This is a genomic window from Achromobacter sp. UBA5777 (assembly GCF_002418565.1).
Lineage (GTDB): Bacteria > Pseudomonadota > Gammaproteobacteria > Burkholderiales > Burkholderiaceae_B > Achromobacter > Achromobacter animicus.
The window spans coordinates 17,283-30,176 of record NZ_DIEJ01000093.1 but is presented as its reverse complement, the minus strand read 5'-3'; the positions used below and the strand labels follow the sequence as shown (position 1 = coordinate 30,176).

The following is a 12,894-nucleotide window of genomic DNA, read 5'->3' as shown; positions in this document are numbered from 1 at the left end:
TGGCCGCGCTGCTGGTGCGCGCCGCCAAGCTGGCGCGGCAGGGCCTGCCCATGCTGCTGCAGGGCGAGACCGGCGTCGGCAAGGAGTACCTTGCGCGCGCCATCCACGATGAAAGCCGGCGCGCTGGCCGCTTCGTCGCCGTCAATTGCGCCGCCATCCCCGAATCGCTGATCGAAAGCGAGTTGTTCGGTTACCTGCCCGGCGCCTACACCGGCGCCGCCCCCAAGGGCCGCAAGGGTCTTATCGAGGAAGCCGACGGCGGCACCCTCTTTCTGGACGAGATCGGCGACATGCCACTGGCGCTGCAAAGCCGCCTGCTGCGCGTGCTGGCGGAATCCGAGGTCACCCCGATCGGGGCCAATGCGCCGCGCGCGCTGCGCCTGTCGCTGGTGTCGGCATCGCACCGCGACCTTGGCGCGCTGGTGCGCGAGGGGCGTTTTCGTGAAGACCTGTACTACCGCATCAACGCGGCCGCGCTCACCGTGCCGCCCCTGCGCGAACGGCAGGACCTGGACTGGCTGATCGCGCGCATCCTGGCGCGGCACCAGGACGAATCCGGCGCGCCCGCGCTGTCGCCTGCCGCGTTGATCTCCCTGAAAGCGCACGCGTGGCCAGGCAACATCCGTGAACTGGCCAACGTCATTGCGGTGGCTGCCGCGCTGTGCGAACACGGCGTCATCCAGCCGCACGACCTGCCCGACACGTTGGCGCCGGAGGCAGCACCCGTGGCTGGCAGCCCCGAGGAAGCCGCGCTGCGCGCCACGCTGGCCAGCTGCGCGGGCAACGTATCGGAAGCGGCGCGTCGCATGGGCGTGGACCGTTCCACCGTGCATCGCCAGATGCGCCGCTACGGATTGGCCTCGCGCCGCTGACGCTGCAGCGTCGCGCGGATCGCGCGCGGTTGCACCACGGGATTGCTCCATGGGATTGCGCCACGGGGTTGCGCGACAACGTTGCGCCACAGGTGTGGCATCGCGCCACACCCCCACTCCCGCCTCGACCCGCGCGCGCCGGGGCTTCCCCGTCCGACTCACCTGGCATGGCATTTGCATGTTCCTGATCGGCGACCACCTTCCGACACAGGACGGGGCCGCCGCCGGACCGCCGGATCGCCGGCCGCCGGACCGTGCGTCCGCCACGACAACGACCGCCCACCCCGGGCAAGGAGACATGACATGCCGATCGACCACGCTGCCGACGCCGCCTTGGACGCGTTGCTCGCGCAGCTGAACACTGCGCTGGGCAACAAGGACATCGACGCCGTCGCCCGGATGTTCCAGGACGAATGCTATTGGCGCGACCTGGTGCTGTTTTCCTGGAACCTGCGCACGCTGGAAGGCCAGGACCAGATCCGCGACATGCTGGAACACCAGTTGCAACAGGTCGAGCCGGTGCGCTTCACCCGCGACGAGGCCGAGGCGACCACCGAAGAAGGCGGCCTGCTGCAGGGCTGGTTCCGCGTTGATACGAATCTCGCGCGCGGCTACGGCCACATCCGGGTCAAGGACGGCAAGATCTGGACGCTGCTCACCACCATGTCGGAACTGAAGGGCCACGAAGAACCGAGCGGCGTGCGCCGGCCCATGGGCGCCCAGCACGGCCACAGCCGCGAACGCCAGACCTGGCTGGAAAAACGCGAACGCGAAGCCGCCGAGCTGGGCTACGAAACGCAGCCCTACGTGCTGATCATCGGCGGCGGCCAGGGCGGCATCGCGCTGGGCGCGCGTCTGCGCCAACTCGACGTGCCCACGCTCATCCTCGAAAAGAACGAGCGCGCCGGCGACAGCTGGAGAAAGCGCTACAAGTCGCTGTGCCTGCACGACCCGGTCTGGTACGACCACCTGCCCTACATCCCCTTCCCCGAAAACTGGCCCGTTTTCGCGCCCAAGGACAAGATCGGCGACTGGCTGGAGATGTACACGAAGGTGATGGAGCTGAACTACTGGACCTCCACGATCTGCGAGTCGGCGCGCTACGACGAGGACAAAGAGGAATGGGAGGTCCAGGTCGTGCGCGAGGGCAAGCCCGTGGTGCTGCGGCCCAAACAGCTGGTGCTGGCCACCGGTATGTCGGGTAAGCCCAATGTGCCCAGCTTTCCAGGACAGGACGAGTTCCAGGGCGAGCAGCAGCACTCGTCGCGCCATCCCGGCCCGGACGCCTACCGCGGCAAGAACGTCGTCGTCATCGGCGCCAACAATTCGGCCCACGACATCTGCGCGGCGCTGTGGGAAGGCGGCGCCAACGTCACGATGGTGCAGCGATCGTCCACGCACATCGTGCGCTCCGAGACGCTGATGGACATCGGGCTGGGCGGGCTGTATTCCGAGCAGGCGCTGGCCAATGGCATGACCACGCGCAAAGCCGACCTGACCTTCGCGTCGGTGCCCTACAAGATCCTGGCGCAATTCCAGATCCCGCTTTACGAGCAGATGCGCGAGCGCGACGCCGAGTTCTACCAGAAGCTGGAGGCCGCCGGCTTCATGCTGGATTGGGGCGACGACGGCTCGGGTCTCTTCATGAAATACCTGCGGCGCGGCTCGGGCTATTACATCGACGTGGGCGCGTGCGATCTCATCATCGACGGCAGCATCAAGCTGCAATCCCGCACCGACGTCAGCCGGCTCACGCGCGATGCGGTCGTGCTGACCAACGGCGTCACGCTGCCCGCCGATCTGGTGGTCTACGCCACCGGGTACGGCTCGATGAATGGCTGGGCGGCGGACCTGATCAGCCCCGAGGTCGCGGACAAGGTCGGCAAATGCTGGGGATTGGGATCGGCCACCACCAAGGACCCGGGGCCGTGGGAGGGCGAACAGCGCAACATGTGGAAGCCCACGCAGCAAGAGGCCCTGTGGTTTCACGGCGGCAACCTGCACCAGTCGCGCCATTACTCGCAGTATCTGTCCCTGCAATTGAAGGCCCGCCACGCCGGCCTCCCCGTGCAGGTATATGGAATGCAGGAGGTGCACCACAAGCGGTAGGTGCCGAGGCAACGGGGCGCGCAGGGGCCGACGGCCCTTGCGCCCGCCCCCGCCCGGGGAGTAAATTGTTGACACTTCGACGCGTTACCGACGCGTTTTTCCGCTTATCACCCCACAAACGGAACAAATTGTCGACACCATGAGCAAAGTGCTCACCCTGCCGGGCACGGCGCCCCCCGACGGCGAAACCCTGTCGGACCACATCTTCCGCAAGATCCAGTCCGCCATCGTCAAGGGCGAAATCGCCCCGGGCAGCAAGATCTCCGAACCCGAACTGGCGCGCATCCACGGCGTCAGCCGCGGTCCGCTGCGCGAGGCCCTGCACCGGCTGGAGGGCCAGAAGCTGCTGGTGCGCGTGCCGCACGCCGGCGCGCGCGTCGTGTCCCTGTCGATCCAGGAACTGGTCGAACTCTACGAAATCCGCGAATCGCTGGAAGGCATGGCCTGCCGCCTGGCCGCCGAGCGCATGCCGCCCTCGGAAATCGACGAGCTGCGCGGCGTGCTGGACGCGCACGAACGCGACGAAGCCTTCCAGGCCGGCCTGGGCTATTACCAGCAGGAAGGGGATTACGATTTCCACTACCGCATCGTCAAGGGCAGCGGCAACCAGATGCTGTTCCGCATGCTGTGCGACGAGCTCTATCAGTTGGCGCGCATGTACCGCATCCAGTATTCGACGACGCCCAACCGCCCGCGGCAGGCCTATGCCGAGCACCACCGCATTCTGGACGCCATCGCCGACGGCGATGGCGAGCTGGCTGAACTTCTGATGCGCCGGCACATCCGCGCATCCCGCATCAATATCGAACAACAGATCGCGCAAAGCACCCAACAGCGCACGGAGGCATGATGAACAAGTCGTACCGCAAGAACCTGCCCGGCACCCGCCTGGACTACTTCGACGCCCGCGCGGCCGTGGAGGCCATTGCGCCCGGCGCGTATGACGGCCTGCCCTACACGTCCCGCGTCCTGGCCGAAAACCTGGTGCGCCGCTGCGATCCCGCGCTGCTGACCGCCGCGCTCAAGCAGCTGATCGAACGCCGCCGCGACCTGGACTTTCCGTGGTTTCCGGCGCGTGTGGTCTGTCATGACATCCTGGGTCAGACCGCGCTGGTCGACCTGGCGGGTCTGCGCGACGCCATCGCCGACAAGGGCGGCGACCCGGCCAAGGTCAACCCGGTGGTGCCGGTGCAGTTGATCGTGGACCATTCGCTGGCGGTGGAATACGACGGCAACGACCCGGACGCCTTTGCCAAGAACCGCGCGGTGGAAGACCGCCGCAACGAAGACCGATTCCATTTCATCGACTGGACCAAGCAGGCCTTCGAGAACATCGAGGTCGTGCCGCCGGGCAACGGCATCATGCACCAGATCAATCTGGAGCGGATGTCGCCCGTGATCTACACGCAGGAAGGCGTGGCCTTCCCGGACACGCTGGTCGGCACCGACAGCCACACCCCGCACGTCGACGCATTGGGCGTCATCGCCATCGGCGTGGGCGGCCTGGAAGCCGAGAACGTCATGCTGGGCCGCGCATCGTGGATGCGCCTGCCCGATATCGTCGGCGTCGAACTGTCCGGCCGCGCGCAGCCCGGCATCACCGCCACCGACATCGTGCTGACCCTGACCGAATTCCTGCGCAAGGAAAAGGTGGTGGGCGCGTACCTGGAGTTCTACGGCGAAGGCGCGTCCAGCCTGACATTGGGCGACCGCGCCACCATCTCGAACATGGCGCCGGAATATGGCGCAACCGCGGCGATGTTCTCCATCGACCAGCAGACCATCGACTACCTGCGCCTGACCGGCCGCGAGGACGAGCAGATCGCGCTGGTGGAAAACTACGCCAAGACCGCGGGCCTGTGGTCCGACAGCCTGAAGACCGCGCAGTACGAGCGCGTGCTGCGCTTTGACCTGTCCACCGTCGTGCGCACGCTGGCCGGCCCGTCCAACCCGCATCGCCGCCTGCCGGTGTCCGACCTGGCCGAGCGCGGCATCGCCGGCGTGGTCGAGAACCAGCCGGGCCTGATGCCCGACGGCGCCGTCATCATCGCCGCCATCACCAGCTGCACCAACACCAGCAACCCGCGCAACGTGATCGCCGCGGGCCTGTTGGCGCGCAACGCCAACCGCGCGGGCCTCGCGCGCAAGCCGTGGGTCAAGAGCTCGCTGGCGCCGGGATCCAAGGCCGTGCAGCTCTACCTGGAAGAAGCGGGCCTCACGCACGAACTGGAACAGCTGGGCTTTGGCGTCGTGGCGTTCGCCTGTACCACGTGCAACGGCATGTCCGGCGCGCTGGACCCGAAGATCCAGCAGGAAATCATCGACCGCGATCTGTACGCGACCGCCGTGCTGTCCGGCAACCGCAACTTCGACGGCCGCATCCACCCGTACGCCAAGCAGGCCTTCCTGGCCTCGCCGCCGCTGGTCGTGGCCTACGCCATTGCCGGCACGATCCGCTTCGACATCGAGCGCGACGTCCTGGGCGTGGCCGCCGATGGGCGCGAGATCCGCCTGAAGGACATCTGGCCCAGCGACGAAGAGATCGACGCCATGGTCAAGTCGGCGGTCAAGCCCGAGCAGTTCCGCAAGGTCTACGCCCCCATGTTCGGCATCAAGGACGACCGCCAGACCGCCGTCAGCCCGCTGTACGACTGGCGCCCGCAAAGCACGTACATCCGCCGTCCGCCGTACTGGGAAGGCGCGCTGGCCGGCGAACGTACGCTGCGCGGCATGCTGCCGCTGGCCGTCCTGGGCGACAACATCACCACCGACCACCTGTCGCCGTCCAACGCCATCCTGATGGACAGCGCCGCGGGCGAATACCTGCACAAAATGGGCCTGCCCGAAGAAGACTTCAACTCGTACGCCACGCACCGCGGCGACCACCTGACCGCGCAGCGCGCCACGTTCGCCAACCCCAAGCTCTTCAACGAAATGGTGAAGAACGCCGACGGCTCGGTAAAGCAAGGCTCGCTGGCGCGCGTGGAGCCGGAAGGCCAGGTCATGCGCATGTGGGAGGCCATCGAGACCTACATGGACCGCAAGCAGCCCCTCATCATCGTGGCCGGCGCCGATTACGGCCAGGGCTCGTCGCGCGACTGGGCCGCCAAGGGCGTGCGCCTGGCCGGCGTCGAAGCCATCGTGGCCGAAGGCTTCGAGCGCATCCACCGCACCAACCTGATCGGCATGGGCGTGCTGCCGCTGGAATTCAAACCCGGCGTGAACCGCAAGACGCTGGCTCTTGACGGCACCGAAAGCTACGACGTCATCGGCGAACGCAAGCCACGCGCGGACCTGACGCTGGTCATCCACCGCCGCAACGGCAGCACCGAACAGGTGCCGGTGACCTGCCGCCTGGACACCGCCGAAGAAGTGTCCATCTACGAAGCCGGCGGCGTGCTGCAGCGCTTTGCCCAGGATTTCCTGGAAGCCGCCTCGGCGACGGACGCCGGCAAGCTGGCCTGACCGGCCGTTGCACCGAAGGGCGGGCGTTTGCAGCGCCCGCCGCCCTACTCCGATATCTCAGGACCGATATTTCAGGATCGACTCATGGCACATGCTCCCCAAACCAAGATCGCCGCCACCTACATGCGCGGCGGCACCAGCAAAGGCGTGTTCTTCAAGCTGGACGACCTGCCGGAATCCGCCCGCGTGCCGGGCGCTGCGCGCGACGCGCTGCTCCTGCGCGTGATCGGCAGCCCCGATCCCTACGGCAAGCAGATTGACGGGATGGGCGCCGCCACGTCCAGCACCAGCAAGACCGTCATCGTCGCCAAAAGCACGCGACCCGGCCATGACGTGGACTACCTCTTCGGCCAGGTCTCCATCGACCAGCCGTTCGTGGACTGGAGCGGCAACTGCGGCAACCTGTCCGCCGCGGTCGGCCCCTTTGCCATCACCAACGGACTGGTCGACCCCGCCCGCGTTCCGCAGGACGGCGTCGCGGTTGTGCGGATCTGGCAGGCCAACATCCAGAAGACCATCGTCGCGCACGTGCCCATCACCGGCGGCGCGGTGCAGGAAACCGGCGACTTCGAACTGGACGGCGTGACCTTCCCGGCTGCCGAACTGCGCCTGGAATTCATGGACCCGGCCGAGGAAGGCGACGGCGGGTCCATGTTCCCTACCGGCAATCTGGTCGACAACCTGGAAGTGCCCGGCGTCGGCACGTTCAAGGCCACGATGATCAACTCCGGCATTCCGACGATCTTCCTGGAAGCCGATGCGCTCGGCTACAGCGGCACGGAACTGCAGGACGCGATCAACGGCGACGCCGCCGCGCTGTCGCGCTTTGATACCATCCGCGCCCACGGCGCGCTGCGCATGGGCCTCATCAAGGACCTCGCTGAGGCCGCCAGCCGCCAGCACACCCCCAAGATCGCCTTCGTCGCCCCACCCAAGGAATACATTTCGTCCAGCGGCAAGAAGATCGGCACGAGCGACATCGATGTGCTGGTGCGCGCGCTGTCCATGGGCAAGCTGCATCACGCCATGATGGGCACGGCATCCGTCGCGATCGCCACGGCAGCAGCCGTGCCCGGCACGTTGGTGAACCTGGCGGCAGGCGGCGGCGAGCGCGACAACGTGTGCTTTGGACACCCTTCGGGCACCCTGCGTGTCGGCGCGCAGGCGCAGTTGGTGGATGGCGACTGGAAAGTGACCAAAGCCATCATGAGCCGCAGCGCGCGCGTGCTGATGGAAGGCCGCGTGCACGTGCCGCGTGAGGGGTTCTGACCCCGCTATTCACACCTTCCAAAACCGCAAACGGGGCAGATTCTGCCCCGTTCACATTTCTGCAATGAAAGCGGTCCGACAGCGCCGCGATTGATATTGCTCGATGTTCTGATTCGGCCCCCTAAAGTCGCCGCATCCGCCTGCCGTTAGCGGATTGCGTCCGGGGATTTCCCGGCCGACTAGCAACCCGCCGACTTTCCACGTCGGCGTATCCAGTACACGAGCATGAAGATAACGTCGCTGCGCAACCGCATTTTGCTTATTACCTGCTTTACGGTGGTGGGAGCGCTCACGCTCTCGGGCCTCATCACCTACCAGATCGTGCGCGACAACATGATGTCCACCATCGCCGCGACCCTGAACGCCGTGGCTTCCGGCAACGCCAGCGCCATCGAGCGCTGGTCGGCCGACAAGGCGCAGGCTGTCGACGCCACCGCGAAGGTGGTCGAGAAAGGCGATCCCCGGGGCCTGACCAAGCTCATGGGCGAGACCAACGGCTTTCCCATCACCACCATCGGCTGGTCCGACAAGACCTTCTTTTCCACCACCAAGACCGCGGCGGATTACGATCCGACCGCCCGGCCCTGGTACAAGAGCGCCGTGGCCGCCGGCAAGCTGACGATCACCAAGCCCTACGGAGATTCCAGCACCGGCGTGCTGTACGTGGCGTTCACCGCGCCGATGATCCGCAACGACCAGACGACCGGCGTGCTGAGCGGCGCCGTGCCGCTCGACGGCGTGAAGGACATCATCAAGGCCATCCATCCCACCCCGTCCAGCAGCGCATTTGTGCTGGGCACGGACGGCCAGGTGATCTCGCACCTGAACGACAAACTGGCGCTCAAGCCGTCGACCGACATCTCGCCGGCCCTGACTGCCGATGCGATTGCGGCTATGGCCCGCGACGGCGCAGAGCCTGTTGAGATCGCGCTGGACGGCGCGCAGAAGCTGCTGAAGGCGCGCCGCATTCCCGGCACCGACTGGTATCTGGTCGTGGCGCTGGACAAGACCGAGGCCACCGTCGGCCTGACGCAGGTGTTGAATGCCACCCTGATCTCGCTGGTGGTCCTGACGCTGGTGGCCGTGGGCATCGCCAGCCTGATCACGTCGCGCGCCTTCAAGCGTCTGTCCGCCGTGCGCGACGCCATGGACACCATCGGTTCCGGCGACGGCGACATGACGCACCGCCTGGCCGTGGTCGGTCATGACGAGGTCGCGCAGATTTCGGCCTCGTTCAACGCGTTTGTGGAGAAGATCACCCACGTCATGCGCGAGGTGCGCAGCGGCGTGCACTCGATGAGCGCCGCCACGCGCGAGATCGACATGGGCAACCGTGATCTGTCGCAGCGCACGGAAACGTCGGCCGCCTCGCTTGAGGAAACGTCGTCGGCGCTGACCGAGCTTGCGTCCAGCGTGCGTCAGACCGAGGAAACCGCCGAGCACGCGACGCGCCTGGCCGACGAAGCCAGCGCGGTCGCCGCGCGCGGCGGGCAGGTGGTCAAGGACGCGGTCACCACCATGGACGAGATTTCGCAATCGTCGCGGCGCATCACCGAGATCATCCGCGTGATCGACGGCATCGCCTTCCAGACCAACATCCTGGCGCTGAACGCGGCGGTCGAGGCTGCGCGTGCCGGCGAACAGGGCCGCGGTTTCGCGGTGGTGGCGGGGGAGGTGCGCACGCTTGCGCAACGAAGCGCGGCTTCCGCCCAGGAGATCAAGACGTTGATCGAGGCGTCGGTGCAGAACGTGAAGAGCGGCACGGAACGCGTGCAGGCCGCCGGTTCGACCATGACCGAGATCGTCGACGGCATCAACCGCGTGCAGCGGATGGTGAGCGAGATCCACGGCGCCATGGCCGAGCAAAGCACGGGGCTGGGGCAGATCGACCGCTCGGTCGCCGACATGGATCAGGCCACGCAGCAGAACGCCGCGCTGGTCGAGCAGTCCACGGCGGCGTCGGGCATGTTGAGCGATCAGGCGCGTGTGTTGGCCGATGCGGTTGCGCGCTTCAAGCTGCGCGAGGAAGAAGCGGCCGGCACGGGCCGGTTGATCGCGCTGCCGCAGGGCTGATCCGGAATCGCCGGCGGAGTGCTACGCCGCCCGCGTGTTTGCCGCAGGTTCGCCTGCCGCAGGTCCGCCTGCCGCAGGTTCGCCTGTCGCAGGTTCTCCCGCCGTTTTCCGGGGCGGGCCGACCTGCTTGAGCACGGCAACCGCCGTCGCGACGACCTCCCCGTCCGCGCTCAATTCCCCTTGCATGAACACCAGCGACGACGTAGCCCGCGCCACGCGGCCGCGCACTTGCAGAAACTGTCCTTCGCGCGCCGCCGCCAGGAAATGCGTGTCCAGTTGCACGGTCACGCAGGCGCGCCGGCCCAGCGCTTCCCACGCGATCGCGCTGATGCCGTGGTCCAGCAGCGCGGTCAGCAATCCGCCGTGCACCACGCCTGCGGGATTCAGATGGTCGGCGGTGGTCAACAGGCCATATGCCCAGCCATCGTCCTCCTTGCGCACCCACAACGGCCCGATCAGGCCCGCAAACCCGGGCAACGTGCGTTTGCGCCAACCGGGCGGAACGGCGGAATCGTCGGCGGAATGCGTGTCCATGGGTCTAGCTCCTGGCCGCCATCAGTTGCGACAACGCGCGCGCCTCGCCCTGCAGTTCCGCCGCCAGCGATTCCACGCGCGCCGCATCGAGTTGTTCGGCCAACCCCGCAGCCACCAACGCATGCGTCAGCCGCTGATGACTGTCGAACACCGGCACCGCGATCACGACGACGCCGTTGATGTAGTTGTTGCGGTCCACGCTGTAGCCCTGCCGCCGCACGGCATCCACGTCAGCCTTCCACGCCGCGAACTCGGGCGCCTGATCCCAGCGCAGGGCCTTGAAGCGCCGCTCCAGTTCCTTCTCGGATAGATCCGCAAACGCGGCGACCAGCCGGCCCGTTGCGCTGATCAGCGCCGGAAAGCGGCTTCCCACGTCCACATGCAGGCGGAACGGCGCGTTGGACCGTGATAGCGCCAGCACCACCATGTGATCGCTGCCGGACACCTCGACGCCGATCGCGGTGACGCTGGCCGCGTTGGCGATGCGATCCAGCACGGGCTGCGCGAGCGCGGGGAACGGGTTGCTTTCGATCACGCTGCGCGCAAGCGTCAGCATGCCCACGCCCAGGCTGTAGCGCTTGGCGCCGGGGTCGACCTTCACCAGGCCTTCTTCTACCAGGACGCGAAGAATGTGCAGGCACGTGCTGGTCACCATGCCCAGTTCCTGCGAGATGGCCTTCAGCGTCATGGGCTCGCCGCCCCGGCCCAGAAGGCGCAGGATCGCGATCGATCGCGTCACGGCCGGCACAGGCCGCACGCGCGGGCCGCCGGCGCTGGCAATTTCCGGGGTACCGGTTTCACTCATCGGGTTCTCCATTTTTATTGCGGCAAGCATACCGTGCGGCGCCCGCCTCGCGGGGCCGCCTCCACGCCTCTTAATTGTCTATATACAATCAATAAACGTCATTGACAATTTATTTGGCGGCGCGCATAGTGGGTTCCACAGGTTGCCGACCCACACAGGTACGACGAAATGACGAAGCTGACCGATACCCTTTCCTATGCGGACGCCCAGGCGCTCTGCTCCGCGGACAAGCTCTGGGAGCTGTTCGATGGCAACCGCGAACACATGAACATCGCGCACGAATGCATCGACCGGCATGCGGACAAGGCCGAGCCGGCGATCATCCTGGTGCGCGCCGCCGGCGGGGACGAGACCTACTCGTTCCGCCAGATCGCCGAGGAATCCTCGCGTTTCGCGCACTACCTGGTTGAGCAGGGCATCCGCGCCGGCGACCGCGTCGCCGTCATGCTGGAACCGTCGCTGCCGTTCTACGTGGCCATGTTCGGCGCGATGAAAATGGGCGCCATCGCCGTGCCGCTCTTCACGCTGTTCGGCCCCGACGGCATCCGGCTGCGCGTGCAGGACTGCCAGCCGCGCATGCTGGTGACCAACGCCGAAAAGGCTCCGCTTGCCGCCGGCGGCGAGGACATGCGTGTGGTCATCGCCGACGACGCCTTCATCGGCACCCTGGCCGCGTATCCGCCCCACTACGAATGCCGTACGCGCGCCGACGATCTGGCCATCTTCCAGTACACGTCGGGCACGACGCGCGAGCTGCCCGACGCCGTCAAGCACACGCACCGCGCCCTGGTCACGTTGATGCTGGCCGCGCTGTACGGCACCGGCATTCGTCCCGGCGACCGCTACATGTGCCCATCGTCGCCCGCGTGGGGACACGGCCTGTGGCACGGCACGCTGGCGCCGCTGGCGCTGGGCGTCACCATCGGCGCGTATGCCGGCAAGTTCAACGCCGAACGCCTGCTGCAGGCCTTGCAGGATCATCGCTTCACCAACATCTCCGCCGCCGCCACCCACTACCGGATGATGCGCAACAGCGGCGCGGCAGGACGCTATCGCTATCACCTGGACAAGGTGTCCTTCACCGGTGAACCGATCGACAGCGAGACCGCCGCCTTCGTTGAAGCCATCTTCGAACGGCCCGTCTGCAGCATGTACGGCACAACGGAAATCGGTGTCTGCCTCGTCAACTATCCCGGCGCGCCGGACTTCACGGTCAAGGCCGGCTCGCTGGGCAAACCCGTGCCGGGCTTGCGCGTCCAAGTGCAGGACGCCAACGGCCAGCCCTGCGCGCCCGGCGAAACCGGCGAGCTCAAGCTGTGGCGCCGCGACGCGTGGGTCGCCACCAAGGACCTGGGGCGCGTGGACGAAGATGGCTACTTCTGGCATGGGGGCCGCGCCGACGACGTCATCATCTCGGCCGGCTGGACCATGAGCGCCGTCGAGATCGAAGACGCCATCCTCAAGCACCGCGACGTAACGGAGGCCGCCGCCATCGGCGTGCCCGACCCGCTGCGCGGCCAGGTCGTCAAGGCTTTCGTGGTGTCGGCGCGCCCCGGCGACGACGCCTTCGTGCAGGAAATCCAGGACGCCGTGCGCAGCCGTCTGGCGCAACACGAGTATCCGCGGCAGGTCGTGTTTGTGGCTGAACTGCCCAAGACGCCCGCCGGAAAGATCCATCGCAGGAAATTGCGGGAGCAAGAGCTTGCGACCGCCGACACTACGCCCGCCGGCGCCGCCCACGCCTAGGGCACCCGGCACAGGCCACCT

Annotated in this window: 9 protein-coding genes and 1 pseudogene; 7 read left to right on the top strand and 3 right to left on the bottom strand. The window is 67.0% G+C overall.

The features are described from left to right. From B3446_RS06630 to B3446_RS06605, 6 genes are all read left to right on the top strand, one after another. Window positions 1-872, top strand: an 872-nt coding sequence (locus B3446_RS06630; protein WP_291378594.1) for a sigma-54-dependent Fis family transcriptional regulator, incomplete at its 5' end; no start/stop codon positions are given. A gap of 303 nt (window positions 873-1,175) precedes the next feature. Beyond that, entirely contained in the window at window positions 1,176-2,981 is a 1,806-nt protein-coding gene (locus B3446_RS06625; protein WP_291378592.1) for an NAD(P)/FAD-dependent oxidoreductase, read from the top strand. Between the two features lie 139 nt (window positions 2,982-3,120). Further along, window positions 3,121-3,831 carry a GntR family transcriptional regulator gene (locus tag B3446_RS06620; RefSeq protein WP_291378590.1) on the top strand — a complete coding sequence of 237 codons (711 nt, stop codon included), beginning with the start codon at window positions 3,121-3,123 and terminating at the stop codon, window positions 3,829-3,831. Then, complete coding sequence (gene acnD / locus B3446_RS06615) at window positions 3,831-6,446, top strand: Fe/S-dependent 2-methylisocitrate dehydratase AcnD (RefSeq protein WP_291378596.1); 2,616 nt, start codon at window positions 3,831-3,833, stop codon at window positions 6,444-6,446. Before B3446_RS06620 ends, acnD begins: the two co-directional genes overlap by 1 nt. Window positions 6,447-6,530: 84 nt before the next feature. Further along, window positions 6,531-7,715, top strand: a complete 1,185-nt coding sequence (prpF, locus tag B3446_RS06610) for a 2-methylaconitate cis-trans isomerase PrpF (protein WP_291378588.1) — start codon at window positions 6,531-6,533, stop codon at window positions 7,713-7,715. A gap of 225 nt (window positions 7,716-7,940) precedes the next feature. Next, on the top strand, window positions 7,941-9,788 hold the full coding sequence (locus tag B3446_RS06605; RefSeq protein ID WP_291378586.1) for a methyl-accepting chemotaxis protein: 1,848 nt from the start codon (window positions 7,941-7,943) through the stop codon (window positions 9,786-9,788). On the opposite strand, the gene B3446_RS28550 is transcribed toward B3446_RS06605, so the two are convergent. The 3 genes and pseudogenes from B3446_RS28550 to B3446_RS06595 all read right to left on the bottom strand — a co-directional run bounded on the left by B3446_RS28550 (window position 9,692) and on the right by B3446_RS06595 (window position 11,127). Beyond that, complete coding sequence (locus B3446_RS28550) at window positions 9,692-9,928, bottom strand: pentapeptide repeat-containing protein (RefSeq protein ID WP_409558294.1); 237 nt, start codon at window positions 9,926-9,928, stop codon at window positions 9,692-9,694. The genes B3446_RS06605 and B3446_RS28550 overlap by 97 nt on opposite strands. Window positions 9,929-9,932: 4 nt before the next feature. Further along, a pseudogene (locus B3446_RS06600) lies at window positions 9,933-10,322 on the bottom strand (PaaI family thioesterase); the annotation flags it as partial. A gap of 4 nt (window positions 10,323-10,326) precedes the next feature. After that, window positions 10,327-11,127 (bottom strand): IclR family transcriptional regulator, encoded by an 801-nt coding sequence (locus tag B3446_RS06595; protein WP_175137867.1) that lies wholly within the window; start codon window positions 11,125-11,127, stop codon window positions 10,327-10,329. Window positions 11,128-11,295: 168 nt separating this feature from the next. Here B3446_RS06595 and B3446_RS06590 point away from each other — a divergent pair, with 168 nt between their 5' ends. Next, window positions 11,296-12,873 (top strand): acyl-CoA synthetase, encoded by a 1,578-nt coding sequence (locus tag B3446_RS06590; protein WP_291378581.1) that lies wholly within the window; start codon window positions 11,296-11,298, stop codon window positions 12,871-12,873. Window positions 12,874-12,894 lie beyond the last annotated feature (21 nt).

Bases quoted from the DNA above. Each gene is read 5' to 3' on its own strand.
- B3446_RS06625 (WP_291378592.1), top strand. From the start codon at position 1,176: ATGCCGATCGACCACGCTGCCGACGCCGCCTTGGACGCGTTGCTCGCG.
- B3446_RS06620 (WP_291378590.1), top strand. From the start codon at position 3,121: ATGAGCAAAGTGCTCACCCTGCCGGGCACGGCGCCCCCCGACGGCGAA.
- acnD (WP_291378596.1), top strand. From the start codon at position 3,831: ATGAACAAGTCGTACCGCAAGAACCTGCCCGGCACCCGCCTGGACTAC.
- prpF (WP_291378588.1), top strand. From the start codon at position 6,531: ATGGCACATGCTCCCCAAACCAAGATCGCCGCCACCTACATGCGCGGC.
- B3446_RS06605 (WP_291378586.1), top strand. From the start codon at position 7,941: ATGAAGATAACGTCGCTGCGCAACCGCATTTTGCTTATTACCTGCTTT.
- B3446_RS06595 (WP_175137867.1), bottom strand. From the start codon at position 11,127: ATGAGTGAAACCGGTACCCCGGAAATTGCCAGCGCCGGCGGCCCGCGC.
- B3446_RS06590 (WP_291378581.1), top strand. From the start codon at position 11,296: ATGACGAAGCTGACCGATACCCTTTCCTATGCGGACGCCCAGGCGCTC.